Origin of the sequence: Acetobacter sp. (assembly GCF_047721705.1) — a bacterium.
GTDB lineage: Bacteria > Pseudomonadota > Alphaproteobacteria > Acetobacterales > Acetobacteraceae > Acetobacter.
The window spans coordinates 28570-53701 of the sequence record NZ_JBDNXK010000011.1; the positions used below are offsets into that span (position 1 = coordinate 28570).

19 protein-coding genes are annotated in these 25132 nt (G+C 59.2%); 10 read left to right on the plus strand and 9 right to left on the minus strand.

Annotated features, from left to right (window positions below; all coding sequences use genetic code 11):
• Nucleotides 1–48 precede the first annotated feature (48 nt).
• The 3 genes from dut to ABF824_RS03330 are packed head-to-tail and all read right to left on the minus strand — an operon-like array spanning nt 49 to nt 2714.
• Nucleotides 49–504: a dUTP diphosphatase gene (dut, locus tag ABF824_RS03320; RefSeq protein WP_415486420.1), complete on the minus strand. Its 456-nt coding sequence runs from the start codon at nt 502–504 to the stop codon at nt 49–51.
• The gene (locus tag ABF824_RS03325) at nt 501–1889 is read right to left on the minus strand and encodes a bifunctional phosphopantothenoylcysteine decarboxylase/phosphopantothenate synthase (RefSeq protein WP_415486435.1); all 1389 of its coding nucleotides are present in this window, start codon (nt 1887–1889) and stop codon (nt 501–503) included. The genes dut and ABF824_RS03325 overlap by 4 nt, the downstream gene beginning before the upstream one ends.
• Nucleotides 1890–1907: 18 nt before the next feature.
• Complete coding sequence (locus tag ABF824_RS03330) at nt 1908–2714, minus strand: class I SAM-dependent methyltransferase (RefSeq protein ID WP_415486421.1); 807 nt, start codon at nt 2712–2714, stop codon at nt 1908–1910.
• 28 nt (nt 2715–2742) lie between these two features.
• Between ABF824_RS03330 and mutM the strand changes: the two genes are divergently transcribed.
• The 7 genes from mutM (at nt 2743) to ABF824_RS03365 (ending at nt 11244) form a co-directional block, all read left to right on the plus strand.
• The gene (gene mutM / locus ABF824_RS03335; RefSeq protein ID WP_415486437.1) at nt 2743–3666 is read left to right on the plus strand and encodes a bifunctional DNA-formamidopyrimidine glycosylase/DNA-(apurinic or apyrimidinic site) lyase; all 924 of its coding nucleotides are present in this window, start codon (nt 2743–2745) and stop codon (nt 3664–3666) included.
• 105 nt (nt 3667–3771) lie between these two features.
• Entirely contained in the window at nt 3772–4041 is a 270-nt protein-coding gene (rpsT, locus tag ABF824_RS03340; RefSeq protein WP_415486422.1) for a 30S ribosomal protein S20, read from the plus strand.
• Between the two features lie 356 nt (nt 4042–4397).
• Nucleotides 4398–5870 carry a chromosomal replication initiator protein DnaA gene (gene dnaA / locus ABF824_RS03345; protein ID WP_415486423.1) on the plus strand — a complete coding sequence of 491 codons (1473 nt, stop codon included), beginning with the start codon at nt 4398–4400 and terminating at the stop codon, nt 5868–5870.
• 136 nt (nt 5871–6006) lie between these two features.
• Nucleotides 6007–7131 (plus strand): DNA polymerase III subunit beta, encoded by a 1125-nt coding sequence (dnaN, locus tag ABF824_RS03350; protein WP_415486424.1) that lies wholly within the window; start codon nt 6007–6009, stop codon nt 7129–7131.
• 2 nt (nt 7132–7133) lie between these two features.
• Nucleotides 7134–8279 (plus strand): DNA replication/repair protein RecF, encoded by a 1146-nt coding sequence (gene recF, locus ABF824_RS03355; protein ID WP_415486438.1) that lies wholly within the window; start codon nt 7134–7136, stop codon nt 8277–8279.
• Nucleotides 8280–8418: 139 nt separating this feature from the next.
• Complete coding sequence (gene gyrB, locus ABF824_RS03360) at nt 8419–10857, plus strand: DNA topoisomerase (ATP-hydrolyzing) subunit B (RefSeq protein ID WP_415486426.1); 2439 nt, start codon at nt 8419–8421, stop codon at nt 10855–10857.
• A 45-nt stretch (nt 10858–10902) separates the two neighbouring features.
• Entirely contained in the window at nt 10903–11244 is a 342-nt protein-coding gene (locus tag ABF824_RS03365) for a hypothetical protein (protein WP_415486439.1), read from the plus strand.
• 6 nt (nt 11245–11250) lie between these two features.
• Here the strand turns inward: ABF824_RS03365 and ABF824_RS03370 are convergent, their stop codons facing one another.
• Nucleotides 11251–12240, minus strand: a complete 990-nt coding sequence (locus ABF824_RS03370) for a glycosyltransferase family 87 protein (RefSeq protein WP_415486427.1) — start codon at nt 12238–12240, stop codon at nt 11251–11253.
• Nucleotides 12241–12648: 408 nt separating this feature from the next.
• Between ABF824_RS03370 and ABF824_RS03375 the strand changes: the two genes are divergently transcribed.
• A complete protein-coding gene (locus tag ABF824_RS03375) occupies nt 12649–13320 on the plus strand; it encodes a hypothetical protein (RefSeq protein WP_415486428.1) in 672 nt (223 codons plus the stop codon).
• 54 nt (nt 13321–13374) lie between these two features.
• Here the strand turns inward: ABF824_RS03375 and ABF824_RS03380 are convergent, their stop codons facing one another.
• The 5 genes from ABF824_RS03380 to ABF824_RS03400 form a co-directional block, all read right to left on the minus strand.
• Entirely contained in the window at nt 13375–14316 is a 942-nt protein-coding gene (locus tag ABF824_RS03380; RefSeq protein WP_415486429.1) for a hemolysin family protein, read from the minus strand.
• Nucleotides 14313–14906, minus strand: coding sequence for an rRNA maturation RNase YbeY (ybeY, locus tag ABF824_RS03385; RefSeq protein ID WP_415486430.1), 594 nt, complete (start codon nt 14904–14906; stop codon nt 14313–14315). Before ybeY ends, ABF824_RS03380 begins: the two co-directional genes overlap by 4 nt.
• Entirely contained in the window at nt 14887–15963 is a 1077-nt protein-coding gene (locus ABF824_RS03390) for a PhoH family protein (RefSeq protein WP_415486440.1), read from the minus strand. The genes ybeY and ABF824_RS03390 overlap by 20 nt, the downstream gene beginning before the upstream one ends.
• A gap of 68 nt (nt 15964–16031) precedes the next feature.
• A complete protein-coding gene (gene miaB, locus ABF824_RS03395; RefSeq protein ID WP_415486441.1) occupies nt 16032–17372 on the minus strand; it encodes a tRNA (N6-isopentenyl adenosine(37)-C2)-methylthiotransferase MiaB in 1341 nt (446 codons plus the stop codon).
• 287 nt (nt 17373–17659) lie between these two features.
• Nucleotides 17660–18751, minus strand: a complete 1092-nt coding sequence (locus ABF824_RS03400; protein WP_415486431.1) for a lysophospholipid acyltransferase family protein — start codon at nt 18749–18751, stop codon at nt 17660–17662.
• Between the two features lie 295 nt (nt 18752–19046).
• On the opposite strand from ABF824_RS03400, the gene ABF824_RS03405 reads away from it, so the two are divergent.
• Complete coding sequence (locus ABF824_RS03405; RefSeq protein ID WP_415486432.1) at nt 19047–20978, plus strand: autotransporter assembly complex protein TamA; 1932 nt, start codon at nt 19047–19049, stop codon at nt 20976–20978.
• A partial coding sequence (locus ABF824_RS03410) for a translocation/assembly module TamB domain-containing protein (protein ID WP_415486433.1) occupies nt 20978–25132 on the plus strand: 4155 nt, incomplete at its 3' end. The genes ABF824_RS03405 and ABF824_RS03410, both read left to right, overlap by 1 nt.

Consider the following 25132-nt stretch of genomic DNA (forward strand, 5'->3'; position numbering starts at 1 on the left):
TCGCCGTCAGAACATGTTGGTCGAGCCGGATAGCTGCCTTCCGACGACTCAGATTCCCGTGCTGCCGAAGCCGCCGGTTCCGCGTTCAGTCGCGTCAAGATCATTTACCTCGTTCCATGCGACATGAAAGACGGGCGCGATGACAGCCTGCGCGATCCTTGTGCCACGCTCCACCGTAAAGCTTTCTTCGCCAGTATTCAGCACAATAACGCACAGTTCTCCTCGATAATCTTCATCAATCGTGCCCGGAGAATTAGGTAAGGTGATGCCATGCTTCAGGGCTAGACCGGATCTTGGACGGATCTGAAGTTCGTAACCGGGAGGGAGAGCAATACAGAGCCCGGTTGGCACCAGTGCGCGACCGCCGGGAGGAATGGTCAGGAAACCATTGACCGCTGCGAGCAGATCCATGCCTGCGGCGCCCGCTGTGGCATAGGACGGGAGAGGAAGACCTTCAGAGTGGGGCAGGCGACGGACGGCTACCTGAACGATCGGTGCGCTCATGGACGCACGACCTCATTTCTGGAGGATATAAGGGCCGGTGCTCCAAAACGCTGGGCGATGCGGCGTGCCAGTTGCATGGCGATATCGGTCTTTGTCATTTGTGGCCAGTGCTCCACGCCGTCTTCGGTGATGAGAATGATGGTATTGCTCGTGCCCCCCATGACATTCGTACCTTCCGAAACGTCATTGGCGATAATCCAGTCACAGCCTTTGCGTTTGCGCTTGGCGATAGCGTTGATTTCGATATTGTCGGTTTCTGCCGCAAAACCGACAACCAGAGCGGGACGATCCGGTGACGGAGCCGAAAGCCGGGCAAGAATGTCGGGGTTGGGTTCAAGGGACAGGGCCGGGGGCGGCGAGCCGGGTTGTTTCTTGATTTTGGATGTCACAGCGTTCGCCACGCGCCAGTCAGCGACGGCTGCCGCGCAGATGGCGATATCGGCAGGGAGTGAGTCGGTGACAGCCTGTTCCATTTCCACGCCTGTTTCAACGCGGATAAGGGACACGTTGGAAGGCGCCAGAATGGAGGTGGGGCCGCTGATCAGCGTGACATTGGCGCCCAGGTCCGCCAGTGCCCCGGCGATTGCATAACCCTGTAGGCCTGAAGAGCGATTGCCGATGTAACGCACCGGGTCGATCGGTTCGTGCGTTGGACCAGCGGTGATGATGGCATGTCGCCCGAGAAGAGGCAGCCAGTTCTGTATGGAGGAGGGTATGCGGGTAACCGACCCCGCCTTGAATGGCTCTTCACGGGAAGGGACCACATATCCGGATTCCTTATTTCCGGCTGGCGCGCTTCGTGTGACTGACTGGTCCTTATCAGGTGAAGTGGACTGTCCACGGAGCCAGGAAAGAATGGCATCGCGTAGGGCGGCAGGTTCGACCAGCCTGCCCGGACCGTGCTCTCCGCAGGCCATTTCCCCTTCATCCGGTCCGACAAACATCACGCCACGCTGTTGCAGTGTAGCGACATTGGCGCGGGTGGCGGGGTGCTCCCACATGCGGACGTTCATCGCAGGAGCGACCATCACGGGGGTGTCGGTCGCGAGAAGGAGCGTCGCGGCCAGATCGTCAGCCAATCCGGCTGCCATTTTTGCGAGAATATCGGCGCTGGCGGGCGCGACGACCACGAGATCGGCCGAGCGGGAGAGGGCGATATGGCCCATTTCCTGTTCCGATGTCAGAGAAAACAGATCTTCATGAACTGGTTCGCCGCTCAACGCCTGAAGCGAAAGCGGGGTTACGAATTCAGCGCCTGCTTTCGTCAGCACGCACCGGACGTCGATCTGGGCGGCCTTCAGCAGCCGTATGAGTTCCAGACTTTTGTAAGCAGCAATTCCGCCGCTGACGATGAGAAGGACACGTTTGCGGGTATCTTCTGGAATCGTTGCGGCAGACACGGATTACAGCCTCCAACCTGAATGAATGGCAGCGATGCCGCCTGACAGTGACTGGTAGCGCACATGCGACAGCCCAGCCTCACGGAACATATCCGCCAGTGTCTCCTGATCGGGGAACATGCGGATGCTTTCGGCAAGATATTGATAGCTCTCGCGGTCCTTGGCGATCAATGACCCCATCGTAGGCAGTACCTTGAACGACCATGCGTCATAGACAGGCGCAAGAGCAGCAACCTGCACGCGGGAAAATTCCAGACAGAGAAAACGACCGCCCGGCTTCAGAACCCGGCGCGCTTCGCGGATGACGGCCATTTTGTCGGTGCAGTTGCGCAGACCAAAGGAGATCGTGACACGATCAACACTGCGGTCGGGCAGCGGAATCTGCTCCGCATCGACCACACAGAAATCCAGATCGGTGATGTAGCCCCGTGCAATGGCGCGATCACGTCCCACCGCCAGCATTTTCTCGTTGATATCCGTCATCAGGGCCGGTCCACCGCCGCCAGCCAGCCAGCCGAAGGTAACGTCGCCGGTGCCCCCTGCCAGGTCGAGCAGCTTGAGGCCGGGCTGAGGCGCCAGTTCGGCGTTGAAGATTCGTTTCCATACGCGATGAATGCCGAGCGACATCAGGTCGTTCATCACGTCATAGCGACTCGCTACGCTGTCAAAGACGGCGCGGACGAGTGGTTTCTTCTCTTCCTTCGGGACGGCACGGTAGCCGAAGTCGGTCGTATCCTCACCCGCAGGCCCGCTGGAAGGCGGTATGGCGTGCGGTGCGGGATCTGGGTCATGGAGAGCATTGTCGGTCATGGTTGCACTCTATAGCGTGTTTAATGTCATGCCTGAACTCCCCGAAGTAGAAACCGTCATGCGCGGTATGAAGAAGCGCCTTCTGGGCGAGCATATTCATGCTGTCGCCGTCCGTCGCCCCGACCTGCGCTGGCCGCTTCCGCCCGGGCTGGCTGAAAAACTCAAGGGCCAGCAGATCACCGGGTTTCGTAGGCGGGGTAAATATATTTTTGTTCGTCTGTCGGGAGGACAGTCCCTTCTTCTGCATCTCGGGATGTCGGGGCGGGTCATGCTGGATGATGCCCCGCCGACTCTGGAAGTGGGGGAGGGTAAGCTGGCTCACGAACATGTGGCCTTCACGACAAAGGGTGGTCACCGTTTCGGTCTGGTTGATCCCCGGCGGTTCGGCGCGCTCGATCTGGTGCCGACAGACGCCGAGGATTCCCATTCTCTCGTCAGTGCGATGGGTCCCGAGCCATTCGATGCGAATTTTACGGCGGACTGGCTGGCCGCAGCGTTTGCGGGAAAGAAAAGTCCCGTAAAGACCGCGCTGCTCGATCAGCGCGTTATCGCGGGGCTCGGCAATATTTATGTGTGTGAGGCACTTTATCGGGCGCGCATTCATCCCGAAACGCCGGTGGGATTGATCGGTAGACCTGCTTTGAAGCGACTGGTGGCGTCCATCAAGGTTGTTCTTCAGGAGGCCATCGACGCCGGAGGCTCCAGCCTGCGTGATTATGTGCAGCCTGACGGAGAGTTGGGATATTTCCAACATGCCTGGCGCGTTTATGGCCGCGAGGGGGAGGCCTGTCCTGATTGTCCGGGCGGCGATGCCTGTCCCGGCGTCGCCCGCATCGTTCAGGGTGGCCGTTCCACGTTTTTCTGTCCCCGTTTGCAGCCCGCATTCGTTGAAACAAACGCCATGTCAGGGAGTCGTGGCAGAAAAGCCGGGAAAAGCCGCAACTCTTCTTGACGTATCGGGTTTCGTTGGCTTAGAGAACGCCACCTCATTTGGTGCGACCGCTTTTCCAGCGGGACGCACATTAACCTTATCGACCTGCTGGATCATACAGAAACAATGGCGAACATCGCATCTGCCCGTAAGCGCATCCGTCAGACGGAACGCCGCACTGCCCGCAACACAGCTCGCATGTCCCGCATGCGGACCTTCCTCAAGAAGGTCGAGACGGCGATTGCAAGTGGCAACAAGGACGAGGCGAATGCAGCGCTGAAGCTGGCTCAGCCGGAAATCCAGCGCGCTGCGACGAAGGGCGTCATTCACCGCAACCTCGTCGCCCGCAAGATTTCCCGCCTTTCCGCCCGTATCAAGGCTCTTGCTGCGGCTTGAAGCTTAGTTAAGGCAGCGGCTCTGAAAGAAGCCGGTTTCCTGTAAGGGAAACCGGCTTCTTTATCTGAAAAATCAGATATTTGGCTTCAGGATGGGCAATTCTCTCTCCCTTTGATCGCGGGTGTGGATGTCTTTCTCCCTGCGGGAGAAACCCGTTGCGTTCAGGGGCCGCCTTCTCTAGCTTTTATCGCCTGTGATACTGATTCCGGGCGCGTTCTTCGTTGTGTGCCAGCTTCATTGCTGGGCCGGATTATAGACAGAACGCGGCCTGCCGGGGCTTGCGGGATTTGACCAAAGGTGGCCGAGAGGTGCTGGCGGCATACTGTAAACTCCGGGAAAGTGAGTGTGCTTAGAAGATGCCATTGCCACCATCTCCCGAAATGCCAGAGAACGCTGCTGAAGAGTCTGTGACGCAGTCGGCGGCGGGAGGCGTGTCCGGGCTTCTGGCGGACGCATGGGCGCGGATTGCAGGCCGCATGCGTGTCGAAGTCGGTGACGTGGAATACCGCACATGGCTTCAGCAGATCGTCCTCGGTCCCGTCGAGGATGATGAAGTCACCCTCATGCTTCCCACGCGCTTTCTGCGTGACTGGGTTCGCAGTCAGTATGGTGATCGTCTGAGCGCGCTGTGGAATCAGGAAATTCCCGCGATCCGTCGCGTGGAGCTTCAGGTCATGCGGGCAGGGGATGCGCCGTCTGCTCCCGTTTCCCCGCCGGTTGACCATGTTGCCGCACGGCCGCTGGAAACGGTTGCTGCGCCCGTCAGCGCGCCGGCTGCGGTTGAGCGGAATGATGCGCGTGCCGATCTGGCTGCGCCCCTTGATCCGCGCTTCACCTTCGACACATTCATTGTCGGCAAGCCGAACGAGTTTGCTTATGCCTGCGCCCGTCGTGTGGCAGAGAAGCCCTCGAGCGTGGGCTTCAACCCGTTGTTTCTTTATGGTGGCGTTGGTCTCGGCAAGACGCATCTGATGCATTCCATCGGGGCCGAGTTGCTGAGGAACGGTGGAATTTCGGTGGCTTACATGTCCGCCGAAAAATTCATGTACCGGTTCATTTCGGCCATCCGTTCGCAGTCAACGGTCGAATTCAAGGACCATCTGCGTTCCGTCGATGTGCTGATGATTGACGATCTTCAGTTCCTGATCGGCAAGGACAATACGCAGGAAGAGTTCTTCCATACGTTTAACGCGCTCGTGGATGCAGGGCGGCAGATCGTCGTGTCCGCTGACAAGTCGCCGTCCGATCTTTCCGGGCTGGAAGATCGCCTCCGTACGCGGCTTGGCTGCGGCATGGTAGCGGATATTCACGCTACGACATTCGAACTCCGCATCTCCATTCTCGAAGCGAAAGCCACGGCATCGGGCGTGGTCGTTCCGGGGAAAGTGCTTGAGTTTCTTGCTCACAAGATCACCACCAACGTCCGTGAACTTGAAGGCGCACTTAACCGTCTGATCGCGCACGCCAATCTGTTCGGGCGTCCCGTCACGCTCGAATCGACGCAGGATGTGCTGCACGACATCCTCAAGGCACATGATCGGCGGGTGACGATCGAGGAAATTCAGCGGAAAGTAGCGGAACACTGGAATATCCGCCTTACCGACATGTCCTCGGCGCGGCGTGCCCGCGCAGTGGCGCGTCCCCGTCAGGTGGCGATGTATCTCGCCAAGCAATTGACCAGTCGCTCACTCCCCGAGATCGGGCGCAAGTTCGGCAATCGTGACCATACGACCGTGATGCATGCCGTTTCGCGCGTGCAGGAATTGATGGAACGGGACGCAGCTTTCGCGGAGGATGTCGAACTGCTGCGCCGGATGCTCGAAAGCTGACAGAGACTGTAAAAAACCCCTCTGTTCCCCCTATGCCCCTGTGCTCCTGCCTGCTAGATTGCGCCCCTTGAATTTGACCCGGCGGTAACGTCGGTTGCGGAGAAAATGTCTCCGCCGGACAAGGGAAAAGGTGTCGATGAAGTTTACGGCCGATCGCGCCACGCTGCTCAAGGCTCTTGCGCACATTCAGAGCGTCGCCGAGAAACGGAACACCATCCCCATTCTCGCCAATGTATTGATTGACGCCAATAACGGTCGGCTGAGTCTGACCGCCACTGACATGGAAATAGCCATCGTCGAAGATGTCGCCGCTGACATCCACACACCGGGTGCCGTCACGGCGCCAGCTTCCGTTCTGTATGACATCGTGCGCAAACTGCCTGACGGCGTGGATGTGGAACTGAGCCATCCGGGCGGCGAAGCCCAGCTTGATCTTCGTGCGGGACGTTACACCACGCGGATGAACGCGCTGCCGGTTGACGATTTCCCATCGATGGTCGCAGGGGATCTGCCGCACCAGTTTCGTCTGAACAGCGGCGTTCTCAAGTCACTGATCGATCGGTCACGTTTCGCGATTTCCACGGAAGAGACGCGTTACTACCTGAACGGCATCTATCTACATGTGACGGAAGGCGAGGCTGGCGGTCTGCTGCGCGCCGTGGCGACAGACGGTCACCGCCTTGCGCGTGTGGAAACGGAAGTGCCATCGGGTGCGTCCGGCATGCCGGGCGTCATTATCCCTCGCAAGACGATCGCTGAAATACGCAAGCTGCTGGATGAAGCTCCTGAAGAAGTGGATGTCGCGGTCTCTGACACGCGAATCCAGTTCACGGTGGGCTCCATTACGCTGACGTCAAAACTGATTGACGGCACCTTTCCGGAATACGAGCGCGTCATTCCGAAGGCCAACGACCGCACCCTGCGTGTCGGCAAGAAGGATTTTGCCGAAGCCGTGGCGCGTGTGGCCGCCATCAGTCAGGAGCGTTCGCGTCCGGTCAAGCTGGTGCTCTCTCGTGATCTGCTGATCCTCTCCGCGACGAGCGCCGATCAGGGCACCGCGAAGGAAGAGCTGGACGATACCCGTGTCTCCTATGATGGAGAAGACATGGAGGTGGGCTTTCAGGCCCGCTACCTGAACGACATCACCGATCAGGTGGCGAAGGATGTTGAGTTCGTGTTTGCGGACAGTTCGGCTCCGACGATCGTGCGGGATGTGGACAGCCCGTCTGCTCTCTATGTCCTGATGCCGATGCGGGTCTGATCCTGACGGAACTCAGGCTCGACCGGCTGGTTCTCTCCAGCTTCAGAAACTATCGCCGCCTTGTCTGGGAACCGCAGGGTTCCCCTCTGGTCATCACTGGGGACAATGGATCGGGTAAAACCAACCTGCTCGAAGCCCTGTCACTGCTGGTACCGGGGCGCGGATTGCGGGGCGCCCGAAACAGTGAATTTCCGCGTCGTGACCAGCTGACAGGCGAGACGAACCCGGCTGGATGGGGCGTTGTCGCCCAATTTAGTGACACGCGCGGATCATTTGAACTGTCCACCGGTATGGAGGCAGAGCAGGGCGGTACACGCAAATTCCTCCTCGATGGACAGCCGATGAAAGGCCGCGATGCGGTCGCCGATTATCTTTCGGCCGTCTGGCTGACGCCGCAGATGGACCGACTGTTCGGGGAAAGCGCCAGTGGTCGCCGCCGTTTCCTTGATCGGCTCGTGGTGGCTCTGACACCGCATCACGCACGGGAACTTGCTGCATGTGAGCGCGCAACGGCGCAAAGAAACCGATTTCTGGCCGAAGGGCGGACGGACGATGTCTGGCTGGCGGGCATCGAGGATGCGATGGCCCGTCATGGCGTGGCCGTTGTCGCTGCCCGGCGTGATCTTGTTGCGAGACTGAATGCTGTTGGCGTGGATAAACAGAATGCGTTTCCTGCTGCCAGCTTGTCCCTGATCTGTCCCATTTCGGACCGTCTGGAAGATGAACCGGCATTGGCGGTGGAGGAGTGGCTGAGAAATGCCCTTCGAAATGCGCGCCCGGTTGATCGGCAACGGGGGATGGCGACATTTGGTGCGCAGCGGAGCGATTTCGCGCTGCAGGATGTGGAAACGGGGCGTTCCGCCAGCGAAGCCAGCACGGGCCAGCAGAAAGCTCTGCTGATTGGCGTGATTCTCGCACATGCCCGTTTGCTTGGAAGCGCCGGTGGTGTGCCGCCGATGCTGCTGCTCGATGAGCCGCTGGTGCATCTCGATCAGCGGCGTCGAGAGGCGCTTCTTGAGACTCTTCTCGATTTCAGGACGCCGGTTCTCCTGACCGGCACTGACCGCGCGCCATTCGAGGCGCTCTCGGGAAAAGGGTTCTTCATGCATTTATGTGACGGGATTCCGCAGGAGACCGTCACCCTCTGAGAGCGCATGCCACAAAACACGAAAAACAGCGCCAGACAGGGGCTGGAAACGTGGGTTGCGCTGGTCGTGAGGCGGATAAGCGGCTATAAACACAACACGCTCAAGACACGTTAGAAAATCCCGGAGCACCTATCCAGTTATGACCGATTCTTCCAGTTCTGTTGCCGCCGAGAATGACGATTACGGCGCGTCTTCCATTTCGGTGCTCAGGGGGCTGGACGCGGTTCGTAAACGTCCGGGTATGTATATTGGTGACACCGATGATGGCTCCGGCCTTCATCACATGGCGTTCGAGATCATCGACAACGCGGTGGATGAGGCGCAGGCAGGTTTCGCCAATCATTGTGAAGTGACGCTGAACCCCGATGGCAGTGTGACTGTGCGGGACAATGGACGTGGCATCCCGACCGATCTGCACGAAGAAGAAGGTGTCAGCGCCGCCGAAGTGGTACTGACCAAACTGCACGCGGGCGGCAAGTTCAATCAGAACTCCTACAAAGTGTCGGGCGGTCTGCACGGCGTGGGTGCTGCTGTCGTGAATGCGCTTTCGGACTGGATGGAAGTCCGTATCTGGCGCAACGGGCTGGAGCACATGATCCGCTTCGCCCGTGGCGAACGCGTCGAGGCGCTGCGCGTGGTTGGCAAGTCCGATGCGGAGCGTGGCACGCAGGTCACCTTCCTGCCCAGCAGCGAGACCTTCACGAAGACGGTCTTCGAGTTCCCGATTCTGGAACGTCGCCTGCGGGAACTGGCGTTTCTCAATTCCGGCATGAAGATCACACTGCGTGATGCGCGCACTGATCCTGTTCGAGAAGAGGTGTTTCACTATGATGGCGGCCTGATCGCCTTCGTGGAGTGGCTGGACCGGTCACGCACGCCGATCATCGCACCGCCCATCTATGGCAGTCTGGAAAACCCGGACAACGGCATCAAGGTCGAGTTCGCTCTGAGCTGGAACGACAGCTATCACGAGACGATGCTGTGCTTCACAAACAACATCCCACAGCGGGATGGCGGTTCGCATCTGGCCGGTTTCCGTCAGGCACTGACACGTATCGTTGGCAAATATGCCGAGAGCATTGCCAAGAAGGACGCTGCGGCTCTTGTCGGTGACGATATGCGCGAAGGGCTGACAGCGGTTCTTTCGGTCAAGGTGCCGGACCCGAAATTCTCTTCCCAGACCAAGGACAAGCTGGTTTCTTCGGAAGTTCAGCCAGTCGTTCACACAGCAGCCGCCGACATGATCGGCCACTGGTTTGAGACGCATCCCAAAGAAGCGAAAACTGTTGTCGCGAAGGTGCTCGACGCCGCGTCCGCGCGTGAGGCAGCGCGCCGCGCCCGTGAACTGACACGACGCAAAGGCGTGCTCGATATTTCCTCGCTGCCGGGCAAGCTGGCGGACTGTCAGGAGCGCGACGCCTCCAAGGCCGAACTTTTTATCGTCGAGGGTGATTCCGCAGGTGGAACGGCAAAACAGGGCCGTGACAGGCGTTTTCAAGCCATCCTGCCGCTGAAAGGCAAGATCCTGAACGTCGAGCGTGCCCGTTTCGATCGGATGCTGGGATCTGCCGAAATCGGCACACTGATCACGGCGCTCGGAACCGGCATTGGTCGTGGTGAGGTTGATCAGGGCGGTTTCAACATCGAGAAGCTGCGTTACCACCGCATTGTCATCATGACTGACGCTGACGTCGACGGTTCGCATATCCGCACATTGCTGCTGACGTTCTTCTTCCGTCAGATGCCGGAACTGATAGAGCATGGCCATCTCTACATCGCGCAGCCGCCGCTCTATCGCGCGAAGCGCGGCAACGAAGAGCGTTATCTGAAAGACGATGCCGCGCTGGAGCAGTATCTGCTCGACAAGGCGCTGGGGAATGCGGTGCTGACGCTGGGTTCCGGGCGTGTTCTGGAAGGGAGCGAACGTGATCAGGAAATCCTGTTCATGCGTGATGCTTCCCGCGTGATGAACCGGCTTTCAACGCGCGTTCCGCTGTGGATTATCGAAGAAGCCGCTCTTTCCGGTCTGTTCGATGCTGACCGTGAGGTGGCGCAATCCCGTGTTCCGGAGTTGCAGCGGCGTCTGGATGCTGCCTCGCGTGAATCCGAGCGTGGCTGGAAAGTCTCGTTGAACGATGCAGGGCTGGAAATGGGCCGCAGCGTCCGCGGTGTTGGAGAGACCTATCGCCTTGATGCGAACATGCTATCAGGTCCTGATGCACGCTGGCTGGCCGCCAATGTCGAGCGTCTGACGCGCGATTACAGTCAGGGTCTGCACCTCAGACTGGATGGTAACACGGAGGTTTCCGTCGCCGGTCCGGCCTCTGCTTTTGCCCGTCTGCTGGCACAGGGACGGAAGGGACTGGCGATCAATCGCTTCAAAGGTCTTGGCGAGATGAACGACGAGCAGTTGTGGGACACCACGCTGGACCCGGCGACGCGCACTCTGTTGCAGGTGCGTGTGTCTGATCTTGAGGAAGCGGGCGAAGTATTCTCCACTCTGATGGGCGATGTTGTGGAGCCCCGGCGTGACTTCATCGTTGGCAATGCGCTCAAGGTTGCTAATCTCGACGTGTAAGGTTGTTGAGACGTGATCGTTCAGGATCATTCATGGTTCTGCGACATGCCCGAGAGCTTGCGCTACATGAAGGTCGAGGAGTTTCCTCGGCCTTTCATCGAGAAGGGCATCGTTTTCATCCTGCCCGATAAGTTAAGGCATTTTCGCAGGAATCTTTATCATGTCCGCCGACGCGACGGTGAGGATTCAGCGACCTATGCGCCGTTGTTTCGGGCTAAATGTATTCTGGAAAGCGAGCCACGGCCCGAAGGCATGTTGGGACCGTTTGATGTCTATCCGTTCTATACAAAAGTTGCCCGGAACAGACGTCATTATCTCGATTATTACATGCTGTTCCTGTTCGACAGTCAGCCGGATTTTGCCCGTTTTCGAAGTCTTGTGGACTGAAAAGCTTTAGGCTGCTCTCTGAACGAGAGTTGTATTTGGGCCACTAAACAGTATTTTTCTCGCGAACCAGAGATACACTCCCCACAATAAGAGCGCCGTCAGAGGCACGCCGGTGCCGCGTGCAATGGCGGCGGCCGTTATGGGGACAAGAGCAGAGATACTGAGCGCCAATCTGTCATGGGAGTTGGCTGTTGACCAAAGCCATGCACAGGGAAAGGCGAGCATGACGCAGTCATAGTCGCTGACATACGGTGTGGTGGTGAGGATGGCATAGATCAGGGCTGTTGCTTTCCATTGGAAGGCGACAGATTTGTGCCATATCAGAACAAGAAGCGTGGCACCGATGACGGTTGCAATCGTCTGGGCTTCATAGGCTGTGATGACACTCATGCCCGCATGACGCACAAGGACGAAAATCGATATCATCCGATGCATGACGCCAGTTCCGTCTTCCAGAATGACCTGTCTTAGAATGGCAAGTCTGTCATGCCAGGCGAGCCATGGTTTGAGGCCGGAAACAAGAAGACTGGTAAGAAGAAGGCCAGCACTTCCAGCAGCCATGGCTCCTAATGCTTTCCATTCCCGACTGCTTAACAGAGCAAGGGGAATGATCCATCCCAATTGGGGCTTGATAACCATCAGAGAGAAAAGCAGTCCTGCGCGGATACTGTGCCTCTCCGACAACTCCAGAAGAGCCCAGCCAATAATGGCCGCAATCCAGCAACCGTTCTGCCCACCAATGGCATTTACGAACACGGCAGGCCAAGCCAGCGCAAGGAGGCACCATTGAGGTGCGCCGATACGACGGAGCGCGAGAGCAAAGGCAAGCCAGCCTCCTGTTTGCCAGACGAACCACGCGAGAGGGTAGGGGAGAAGACCGAACGGGATGCACACCAGTGCGGTGACTGGCGGATAACTGTAATGATAGAGGCTGATCTCGTGGTGGACGGTTGACACCTCAAATTGATGAAACGTCATGAAATTGTAGGCGGTCATCAGACTCTGATGGAGAGCGAGAAAACCGCCGCTCCAGAAGTTCAGAAAATCCTCACCGAATGGATGGCCGTACTTATCGGTCCATCCGAATTTAAGTTCGCCAGAAAAATATTGAATGAGAATAAGCGCTGAAAATCCTGTCCATATCCAGGCTATGAATGTGAGCCGGCTGGGCGCGAACCGTCGAGGGCGAGGAGCGGGAGAAGTCGTCATTATGCGTATTATTTTCGTATAAGATGAAGGAAATACTATCGCTTTTCATGAGTCAGACATTCCCGTGTCTTCTCAAAGGATTGACCGCACAGGGAGCGAGCGTTACGCAGAACAACAGAATGTTCCGCCGTCTGAAGCCAGAGTGGCAGCGAATTCCGCAGTTTTCTGATTTCGGGCGCTATTGCGAGTTGAACGATGAAATCTGCTTTTCCTGTGGGCCTGGCTCTTTTGCTGGCAGGCTGCTCTTACACCCCTGATCCCCTGAAAAATTATTGTGCGGAACCGGAGGTGGGGCAGTCTATCGTGGCGATCGCCAATGCGCCGACCCCCATACCGGATGTTGTTACACATCCGTCCAGCAGTCCTGCGGTCAGTTTCACTGATGGCACGATCAAGGGCCATCTCTTTGGATCTCATTATCAGGTCATGGCGTGTCATGGGACATTGACGCGGGCTGATGGAACAAAGGAAGTGGGCGTGGCCGTAACCCGCGTTCATGGGGAACCCATGTCGTGGCGGGATCTGTGGCGGCTTGAACCAGCAACTGCGTCAGCAGACACACTGCGTCTGTGGGCATCGGATAGCGATATCGCGGCATATCGTCAGCAACAGATCGCCAACAAGCTGGCGCATACACCGGCTCCGTGCATGCCCTATGCGCAGGATCTGTTTCAGGGAACGCACGCCACAGGCCTTCCGGCGGATACACTCCGCAGCACGCTTTACAGTTGCCTGGTCAGCCATGGGGTAAAGCCAGCCGTCTCGCCCACGGGTGTGGAGCATGTCGGCACAACAAGTTACCCAGAAATCTTCGTACCGTATTATCTGCAACCTGAAGCGGAGATCAGTGGATATCTGCTCTACTGAGCTGGCCGTTCTGGTCAGGCGTCCTGAATGAGTATCTTCAGGATGCCTGATATATTATTCGCGGCGTTCGCCAGCCTCAGAGGGACTGTTCTCTGAACCCGGCGCGGGCATGACCATCACAGGTTTTCGCACACGGACCTTCCGGATATGACGCGCATCGGCGTCGAGAATACGGAAGACGAAACCGCTTTCGTGATTCAGCACCTCGCCTCGGGTCGGCACATGACCGGCCAGACGGAACACCAGACCACCAATAGTCTCGATTTCAGCCTCGCGTTCCGTTTCAGTCAGGATCGGACCGATCTGCTCCTCGAATGTCTCGATCGGACAGCGTGCATCGACATCGAAAGTGCCATCGGGCCGTTCGACGATCAGTGTGGCTGTCGGCTCGTCGTGCTCATCGGAAATATCTCCGACGATCGTTTCAATCAGATCCTCAATCGTCACAAGTCCGTCGATACCGCCATATTCATCGATCACGAGTGCCAGATGCACCTGCCGTTGCCGCATCATCAGCAATAGGTCGAGCACCGGAATCTGCGGCGCGATCATCAGGGGCTGACGAAGCAGGGTCTCCAGATTGAACGCATCGCTGGTGCCAACATAGGCGATCAGATCCTTTACATGGATCATGCCCACCGTATCGTCGAGCTGCCCGCGATAGACCGGCATGCGGGAGTGATTTTCCCGTCGCATCATGGCGAGCGCGTCATCAAGGCTGATATCGACCGGCATGGCGACAATATCGGCACGCGGCACCATCACATCGTCGGCACTCGTTTCGCGCAGGCGCAGAATGTTGGCGATCAGCGCGCGTTCCTGACGATCCAGCTCAGGGGCTTCACTGCCTTCTTCTCCCGCTTCCGCCGCTTCCTGAACGAGAGCGGCGATGGAGTGGCGGACCCCCTGATCCTTCTTCCGATGCAGGAAGGAGAACAGCCCGCGTTTCGATTTATGAGCGCCGTTCGAGCCGTTTGTGTTGTCCATCTCGCTCATGACCGTGGCTTCCATGGATTGGGGATGCCCATCATGGCGAGCACCCGCGCCTCTTCCATTTCCATGCGTCGGGCCTCTCCTGCCTGATGGTGATCATGTCCACCCAGATGCAGAACGCCGTGCGCAATGAGATGCGCCAGATGATCAGCGACCGATTTGCGGGCGGCATGCGCTTCGCGCTGCACCACGCCGAGGGCGAGGATGATCTCACCGCCCGGACAGCCAGGAAGCGGATCGAATGTCAGAACATTGGTAGGCTTATTGCGTCCTCGATGACGGGCGTTCAGACGTTTGACCACCCTGTCTGACGACAGGACGATCGTCTCGGGCCAGAGTTGGCCCTCGTCATCAGAATGCCGGGCTACCCATGCGACGCTGGCCGCGCAGGCGCGACGTACAAGACGCTCGACTGAAGGGACACTCGCCCTCCAGCCACGGTCTTCGACAATGATCTCAGGACCATTGTCGCTTTCTTCCGAATCATTTTCCCATCCAGATGGAGGGAAGAAAGGGAGCCTTTCCTCAAAAGAAGAAGGCTCGCAATCTGCCTCGCTATGACCAGCGCGGCTATCAGTACTTGGCGGTTCCATCGTGCTCCCGGCGGAACCTGTTGTTGCGGGAGGGTTCCCGTTCCGCCGTCTTCTTTTCATCATACGCTTCGACAATGCGCGAGACCAGTCTGTGCCTCACCACGTCGCCCGCGTCAAAACGATTGATGGCTATGCCCTGCACACCTTCCAGTGTGTCAAGTGCGTCCTGAAGGCCCGACACCGTGCCGCGCGGCAGATCGACCTGACTGAGATCTCCCGTCACCACCATGCGGGTGCCATTGCCCATGCGGGTGAGGAACATCTTCATCTGGGCCGGAGTGGTGTTCTGGGCTTCGTCCAGAATGACGTAGGCATGGGCCAGAGTCCGTCCGCGCATGAAGGCCAGAGGCGCGACTTCGATGTCCCCTGTCGCAATCCGACGAGAGACCTGATCGCCGGGCATCATGTCGTAGAGCGCGTCATACAGAGGGCGCAGATACGGGTCGATCTTGTCCTTCATGTCGCCGGGTAGGAAGCCGAGCCGTTCGCCTGCTTCGACTGCAGGGCGGGACAGAACGATCCGGTCCACCTGACCGGACTGCAACATGGCGACGGCCTGCGCCACGGCAAGGTAGGTCTTGCCGGTTCCGGCGGGTCCGATGCCGAAGACCATCTCGTTGTGAGCCAGTTTCTCCATGTAGGTGGCCTGCCCCGGCGAGCGTGGCTCAATGGCGCCGCGCCGCGTGCGGATGGCCGGAAGATCGTTGATCAGCAGGCGGGGGCCATTTTTCTCTGGCAGTTGCTCCTGAACATTCTCGTCCTTCTGCCCGGGTGCATGATCGCGGAGGGCAGCATGGATGTCGGACAGGCGGATGGCCGCGTCGATTTCGCCCGTGTTGACCGGCGAACCGCGTTCAAGCTTGCGATAAAGCGTGGTCAGGGCGGAGTGGGCGAGGGCGGTGCGCCCCGGCTCGCCAGTGATCGCAATCTTGTTGCCGCGTCTCGCAAACTGGGTGCCGAGAGCTTCCTCCATGTACCGCAGATGTCGGTCATGGTCGCCGACCAGCTGTGCCAGCAGGGCGTTATCCCCGAATTGCAGCGTTGTCGTTTTCGACAGCGCCGATCGGGAGGAGGAATGGGACCCCGGGTGGCGGGGCTTGGCGGTTCCGGTTGCGAAGGGCTGGGTCAAGCGGGCACACACTCCTTGACAAGGTTTCCGGCCAGTGAATTACTGAGCCGTTCTGTGATCAGCACGGGGTGGATCGTGCCGACCAGATCATCCGATCCATTGACATGGACCGGCTGAAGCCAGGGGGATCGCCCGACCATCTGGCCCGGCTTGCGACCCCGCCCGGTAAACAGCACAGGTGCGGTGAGGGAAACGACCGACTGGTTGAAGGCATCCTGCTGCTCACGCAGAAGCGCCTGCAGGGCCTGAAGTCGTTCGTCTTTCACGTTTTCCGCGACCTGTAACGGCGCTCCAGCCGCCGGCGTGCCGGGGCGGATGGAGTATTTGAACGAATAGGCCAATGCGAATCCGACATCACGGATCAGGCGCATGGTCTCTTCGAAATCGGCATCGGTTTCGCCCGGATGGCCGACGATGAAATCGGAAGACAACGCAAGGTCCGGGCGCATTGCGCGCAGCCGGTCCACCAGACGACGATATTCATCAGCCGTGTGCCCCCGGTTCATGGCCCGCAGAATATTGTCGGACCCTGACTGGACCGGCAGATGCAGGAACGGCATCAGTGCGGGCAGATCACGATGGGCTGCGATCAGATCGTCGCCCATGTCCCGTGGGTGCGAGGTCATGTAACGAATGCGCTCCAGCCCCGGAATGTCCGCGAGGGCATAGGCCAGCCGTGCGAGACTCCATGTTCCGCCGTCCGGCCCTTCCCCGTGATAGGCGTTGACGTTTTGGCCGAGCAGGGTCAGTTCGCGCACGCCACTGGCCACCATGCGGCGCGCTTCGGCCAGAACGGAGGCCACGGGACGGCTTGCTTCCGCGCCACGTGTGTAAGGCACCACGCAGAAGGAGCAGAATTTGTCGCATCCTTCCTGCACGGTGAGGAAGGCCGTGACGTTACCGGCAGTCTGCGGCCCTTCGCTGTCGGGCAGGAAGTCGAATTTCTGTTCCGCAGGAAAGTCCGTGTCGATCACGGAACCACCGGCACGGGCCGCTTTCGCCACCATCTCTGGCAGACGATGATAGGTCTGTGGGCCAAGTACGATATCCACAAACGGCGCGCGCTTGAGAATCTGTTCGCCTTCCGCCTGCGCCACACAGCCAGCGACCGCCAGAACAGTTTTCCGGCCTTCGGTGCTCCGTTCCTCCTTGATGAGACGCAGGCGCCCAAGTTCGGAGAAGACCTTTTCCGCTGCCCGGTCACGGATGTGACAGGTGTTGAGGATGATCATGTCCGCCTGCGTGGGATCGTCCACGGGCGCATAGCCGAGAGGGCGCAGCACATCGGTCATACGGGCGCTGTCATAGACATTCATCTGACAGCCCCATGTGATCATGTGCAGGCCACGGGTATTGGTCCGGGCTTCCTGCGAAGACGGGGTATGGGGGCGAGGGGAGAGATCGATCGTCACAACTCAGGCTCGTTCCGACATGCCGCCGGACCATTCCGTGCGACGGAGTGGGGAGGAATCCTGTTTGCAGGCGTCGCGGTCAAGACTTACAGACGCTGTGGCCGCAAAAACTGTGCGACCACGAGAGAAATGAGCCGGACATATCCAAGCCAGTGACCTTTCTCCTGCTGAAACGATGACCAGACGGAAGATTTGGTCAGGTTTCTGTTACATCAGGCAAAAGAATGATCCGTCTTGTCAAGCGAACCCTTGGTGACGGTTTCATCACGGTGCTGTGAGGGGAGCGGTGGGCCCATCAGGCGCACTTCCCATTCAGGGGGCGCAGGTTCCCTGTTCTGTCGCAATTCCGCAGCGCCATTTGTGACAGCGCGCCATGTCGCCATGGCAAGGGCCTTGCGACTCGGAAAATCATCCGGGTCGAGGGGCGGGTGGAGGAGCACGGTCGCCCGCATCGAGCGCCATTGCAGGAGCTGCCATACGTGCGGGCCGAGGTCCATGTCGCCATACCAGGCGAAAACGGAGCGGCGTGCCTTGCCGATATTGAAGCCGTCGAGCTGGTCATAGACGAGCGAGACGGGCTGGATGAGCGGCGTCATACCCGGCCGGAACTGCGGTATGGACTCGGCTTCAGGCCCGCGGATGCGGGGCGGCTTGGCAATGGCGAAGAAGGCGGACAGGAACGGCAGCACCCGCGAGCCGTCCGATGACGTGCCTTCCGGGAACAGCACCAGATTGTCCCCTTCCGCCAGCCGATTGATCATCTGATCCCGCTCGCGTCCTGTCGTGTTGCGCTGACGGCTGACGAAGATGGTACGACCAATCTTCGAGATCAGTCCCATGATCGGCCAGTGTTCGATATCGCCCTTGGCCACGAAAACCGAAGGCAGGATCGTTCCGAGCACCGGCACATCAAGCCAGCTGGAATGATTTGAAATATAGATGACGGGACGCTCACCGCGTGCACGTTGCTTCGGGCCCGTCGTGCCACCGGCGCGCCGTCCGATGGTTCTGATCTTCAGCGCCATCAGTTTGCACAGGACGCCCCAGATCACACGCGTCCAGCGTATCTTCACATTGCCGGGCACCAGCAGCAGCAGCGCTTCGAAACCGACGGAAGAAGGCACCCAGACGACGATGCCCGCCAGTTTCAGCATGGCGCGAATACGGCGGAAAATACCTTTTTCTGCCTGCTCACGCTCGCGGGTATCGATTCTGTCCAGTTCGTCAGGATCGATCCGGAAAGGAGGGATACGTCGTTTCAATAACGGCGTGGCGGACGCGATTGTCTTAACGGCGGCGGCCATGTGCCTCTCCGTCGAGTGGGGATAAAGTCGGAACCGGGTGCATGCGCACTTCATAGCCTCAAATTGGAAAATCCGACAATGCGGGGCATGAACCACCAAACAATCGACACACATCGTTATAAATAAACGACGGTCAGCACCTCGTCTGTCGCCGGAAATGTTGCCATTAAAGGACTTGATGACTGAGACTGCCGTTATACGTGCTTCCCTTTTAGAAGCAGCATCACGTGTGTGGATAAGGCCAGCCCACGCGAGGACGGGAGCCACGCATCGAAAAGGCTGGTGGCATGTCCTCATGGGGATGCTGCTGCTTGGGGTCGCGGGAACGCCTGCCTTCGCCGCCAAGAAAGCGGACAAGAAGCAGGAAGATCACACTCCCACTCCGGTTGGCCCCACTGTTCCTTACACGGCAAAGGTCGAATCGAGCGGTAACGCGGATCTGGATGCCGCCCTCAACTCATCATCGGATCTGCTGAATCTTCAGAAGACACACGCGGTCGGCCCCTTTGCGCTCGCAGGGCGAATCCGCAACGATTATGATCGTCTGAAAACGGCGCTAGAGAGCTTCGGCTACTATGAAGGTCAGGTGGTCGTAACCGTAGAGCGTCCTGACAAGGCGCCCGTTCCGCCGCAGAAATCAATGGACGGGAAAGACGTCGGTCTGCCCCTCTGGCTGGCCTCTCTGCCTTCTGGCGAAAAGCTGTCGATCAAGATCACCACCAAGACCGGGCCTCTCTATCATGTAGGCTCGGTACAGCTGGTCGATCCCGGCACCAAGAAACCAGTGACGCTGAAGCCCGAACAGTTGAAGGCGCTCGGCATCAAATCCGGCGATCCCGCCGCGGCCTCTCCCGTTTTGCAGGCAGCAGCCTCCCTGACGGACGAGCTGAAGGAAGAAGGGCATCCGCTGGCCAACGCGGATGTGCCGACGGCCTATCTTCGTCCCACCACGCGCACCCTCGACCTGATCTATCCTGTTACGGTGGGGCCTCTGGCCAATATCGGCAAGATCAGTCTGGATGGGCTGGATTACACCAATCCCCGCTTCGTGCGGAGGCGCCTGGAAATCGCGCCGGGGCAACGGTATCAACCCTCGAAAATCGAGGATACCCGGCAGGATCTGGCCTCTCTCGGGATTTTCTCTACGGTGAGTGCAAAGAACGCACCCAAGCTCGCGCCCGATGGATCGATGCCGCTGACATTCAGTTTCACTGAAGCCAAGCGGCGCAGCGTGGGCGCGGAAGTTGGCTATTCAACGGATCTTGGTGGACGTGTGGGTGGGTCGTGGACGCACTACAACCTGTTCGGCAATGCGGAGCGGTTGAAGCTGACGGCTCTCATTACCGGCGTAGGTGGCACGGCGCAGCAGGGGCTGGGCTATGACGTTTACGCCGATCTTTTCAAACCGGACTTTCCCGGCAGGCGGCAGAACGCCAGCTTCCGTGTCGAAGGCATACGGCAGCTTTTCTACTCCTACCGCCAGACGGCAATCATTCTTCGCGCCGGTATCGTTCGGCAGCTCAGCCGTCGCTGGAACATCTCTTACGGACTGGCGGCGGAACAGGAAAAGATCGAGCAGTTCAACGTGACACGCGATTACACGCTCGTCTTTGCGCCGATCAGCGCCAACTATGACAGCACCGATCTGCCGTCGCCTCTGATGCCGGCAACGCATGGTGTGCGCGTGTCCGTCAGTGCCACACCATCGGCGTCATTCAATCACGGCACCCGTTTTTTTGCGCTGCTGCAGGCCAATGCCTCAACTTACTTCGATCTGGCGAAACTCGGCATCTCCGACCCGGGGCGCAGCGTATTCGCGTTCCGTGGCATTGTCGGCAGCGTGCAGGGTGCTTCCACCTATGACATTCCACCTGACCAGCGTCTCTATGGAGGCGGCACGGCGACCATTCGTGGCTTCCGCTATCAGGGCGTCGGACCGCAGTTCCCCAATTCCAAATATGCTGTCGGCGGCACGTCGCTGGATGCTGGAACGATTGAATTCCGGCAGCGCTTCTTCAAGAACTGGGGAAGTGCCGCGTTCATAGATGCCGGTCAGGTGGGGTCCGGAAGTGCGCCATTTACGGGAAAGGTGCGTGCGGGCGTTGGCGCAGGTGCACGCTATTTCACGCCGATCGGCCCAATTCGTGTTGATATCGCCGTTCCCCTCAATCGTCCGCCGCGTGGCGACAAGTGGGAACTCTATATCGGCCTGGGAGAAACTTTCTGATGTCCGGGACCAGCCCAGAAAAACTTTCCCCACCTCCTCCTGCGCCCCGTCGCCCGCTTGGGCGGCGCATTGCAAAAGGAGCGGGGATTGGCGTCGCGTCGATCGGCGGACTGGTCGTGCTGGTGGTCGGAGTGGTTCTGGTCGGCGCCAATATCGATCCGGGGCGTCATTTCATCGAGCGGGAAGTTTCCTCCCTGACAGGGAACACCGTCGTGGCGTCGGGATTGAGTGGCCGTTTCCCCGATGCGCTGAAACTCGCGAAGATCGAGTTGCGCGACAAGAAAGGCGCGTGGCTAACCATAGAGAATTTGAAACTCGACTGGTCACCTCTCCGTATGGTCGGCAGGACCGTGCAGGTCGATCTCCTGCAGTTCGACCGTTTGGCCATCCCGCGTCTGCCTGAATCGGACGGGACAAAATCATCCTCCAGTGGCCCGACCAAAACGGGTCTGGGCATCAACATCAAAGCCGTGGATGCAAAGCGGATCGAAATTGGCGCTCCGGTCGCAGGGTTGCCGGCTGTTTTTGCCTTGCAGGGACATGCCGTCGCCCCGCAGCTTGACCCATTGATCAACGGGGTGTCGTTCAGGACCCTGCCGAAAGCGGATATCGCCGTCGATCTGAAACGTCTCGACGCACAGGGAGCCATCAAGGTTGCAGCTCAAACCGATGCACATGACCTTGCGCTCGATCTGACGGCGCAGGAAGGCGCTGACGGCATCATTGCCAGCATGAGCAAGATGCCGGAACTCACGCCGGTGGCGCTCACATTCCATATGGCGGGTCCGACCAATGCGGCGGCACTCGATTTCAAGGCGAATCTTGGCAAGATCACCAGTGCGATCAACGGGCGGCTTGATCTGCTTGCCAACACAGCCGACGTGACTGCCAAATTCGACGCACCCGCCATGTCGCTCAATGACAGTATCGGCTGGCAATCCGTCGCGCTCGATACGCATCTGAAAGGCGCTTACACCGCACCGTCGGGAACTGGCACGCTGGCCGTGAAAGGACTTGCGGCTGGCGCGACTCAGATCGGGTCTCTCAATGCCAATTTTGAGGGCATGGAAACCGGGGGGCAGAATGATCAGCTACATCTTCGCGCGCTTGCGTCTGGTGTGCGTATCCCCGGCAGCAGTCCGACCCTACTGGCCGAAGCACCGCTGCAACTGGATGCCACTTACGCCCCAAATAACAGCAGTCAGCCTGCGACGCTGGTTTTGTCCCACCCGCTCATCCAGCTTAACGCGCAGGCGGATACGAAACCCGGCGTAAAAGGAAAAGCAACGCTCGTCCTGCGCGACCTTGCGCCGTTTGCTGCTGCGGGTGGACAGAAGCTTGGCGGCCATGCCGATCTTGCCGCCGACTTCGCACTGCCGGTGACAAATGGCGATACGACCACCGTCAATCTCACCGGGAATATCGCTGCGCTCAAAGGTCTGGAGCAGGCAGTAGGGTTGATTGGTCCAGATGGGAAACTGGCCGCGCACGCCACGCTCAAAAAGACAGGAGATGGACAGGATATCCATCTCGATACGTTCACGCTGGATGGGAAGACCCTGCATCTGGCGGCAAATGCGGCTGCGACGACAAAAGACAACAAGACGAGTTTGGACAACGCGCAGGCCAGCCTAACGCTGACCGATCTGGCTACCGCCGCAAAGATGCTGCGCGGCAAGGCGAAACTCGATCTTACCGCATCGGGGCCGCTGGATGATCTCGCGGCGAAAGCCCATCTCGACAGTGATTTCGGCACCGCCACAATGCCGCGTGGGCCTGTCACACTGGATCTTGATGCCACCCATTTGCCGACCGCCCCGGAAGCGCATCTCACAGCCGGCGGTTCGCTGGACCGCGCGCCGCTCGCCGTCGATCTCAAGGCTGCGCAGGACAAGAACGGCAACCGGAAACTGGAAATCGCCAAGCTGGAATGGAACAGTATTCATGGCACGGGTGCATTGGATATTCCGGGCGGACGTAAGCTGCCGCTTGGGACGATCGACCTGAAAGCGACACGGCTTGCAGATCTGAAGAACCTGATCGGCCAGCCGATCAGTGGGGCATTCGATGCATCGCTGAAAAGCACGGCGGCTGGGCAGGACGGCCCACTGAAAGCTACCGTCAATGTGACGGGGGATGTGGCTGTTGCACCCTATCGTGTCGGCGCGCTGAAGCTGACTGGCTTTGTGCTTGATCCGGAGGGATCGCCCCGCGCGGATCTCTCGCTGCTGCTCGATCGGCTGTCCGCCCCTTCTGTTGCTGGCAGTCTGAAAGCCACGGTGAAAGGCCCGCAAACGGCACTGGCCGTGGATGCAAACGGACGTTTTCCCCAGCTTTATGGGGCGCCGGGAGCATTGGATGTGTCCGCCGTGGCTGATATCCCCGGACAGAGCGTGCGGATCAGCAGGCTGATCGCCAACGCACGCGGTGAAGCCCTGAAACTGGAAGCGCCGGTCAAGGTATCTTACGGCAAGACGCTTGGGGTCGATCGCCTGCGTGCCACCCTTGCGCCGCCGGGCGTGTCGCCTGCGAACATCGATATCGCGGGAACAGTCAAACCCGCACTGAACATGACGGCCTCGTTGAAGAACGTGACACCCGCGTTGGCCAAGCCATTTGCGCCTACATTACGTGCTGCCGGAACTCTTGCTGCCGACGCCAAACTGAGTGGAACGCTTGAAGCGCCCCGAGGCCATGTTCAGCTCAATGGCCGTGGACTGAAAATGTTGACCGGCGATGCGGCATCGCTGCCCCCGGCGCAGATTGACGCCACTGCGGATCTGGCGGGGACGACAGCCCGACTGAATGCGCGGGCCAGCGCGGGGCCGAAACTGAGTCTGTCGGCGGACGGAACAGTCCCGACTTCGAAAACGGGTCCAATCAATTTGAGGACGGCAGGAAAGCTCGATCTGTCTCTGGCTGACGCCATTCTTGGGGCAAGTGGACGGCAGGCGCTTGGACTAGCCAATTTCGATATCACGGTCAGTGGCACTGCGGCGCATCCAGCGGCACGTGGCACGGTGACGCTTCATAAAGGGGACATTCAGGACTTCGCGCAGGGCCTACATCTTTCCAACATTGAAGCCAGCATTATCGGGGAGGGCGATCGGCTGGTCATCCAGTCCTTCACGGCGGATGCCGGTAAAGGAACGATCGGATTGACGGGATATGTTGGCGCTTTTGCTCCCGGTATGCCGCTCGACCTGCATCTGACGGCCAACAAGGCGCAGCCAGTGGCCAGCGATCTGCTGACCGCGATCATGGATGCGGACGTGACGGTGAGAGGACAGGCCGAGACGCGGATCGACGTAGCGGGAAACATCAAACTTCCCCACGTGGAAATCAATATTCCCAACTCCATGCCCAGTTCGGTTGCGACCCTGAACGTGGTGCGTCCCGGCGACAAACCGCCTGAGGCGAGTGAGAAAGTCAGCCAGCGCGTGATCGGCCTCGATCTGAGACTGACGTCTCCGGGCGAGTTCTATGTGCGCGGGCATGGTCTGGATGCGGAAATGGCGGGCTCGTTGGGAGTCAAGGGAACGGCAGCGCAACCGTCAGTCACTGGTGGCTTCAACATGCGGCGCGGCCTGTTCAGTCTGGGCGGTATCACTCTGAACTTTACGCGGGGCCGCGTGGGTTTCGACGGCACGGGCGTATCGCACAAACTTGACCCGACGCTGGATTTCGCTGCCGAGCGCAACGTCAATGGTCAGACCGCCATGCTCAAGGTCGGCGGCTATGCCAGTGATCCGAAAATCTCCTTCGAGTCCGTTCCAGCCCTTCCACAGGATCAGGTTCTGGCGATGCTTCTGTTCGGAACGGACTCCCATTCTCTCTCCACCACGCAGATGGCGGAACTGGGGGCGGCGCTGGCGACGATTGCCGGTGGCGCGGGCTTTGATCCGCTCGGCACCGTGCGCAAGACGCTGGGGCTGGATCGTCTGGCTGTCGGCGGCGGATCAGGTGTCGGCAATGGCGGGGCCAGTATCGAAGCGGGCAAGTATGTGATGAAGGGCGTCTATGTCGGCTCAAAGCAGGCAACGTCCGGAAGTGGCACGCAGGCGCATGTGCAGGTCGATCTGACAAAGCACCTCAAGCTGAACACGACAGTCGGTACGGGCGGCAACGTGACCGGGTTTACGACACCTGAGAAC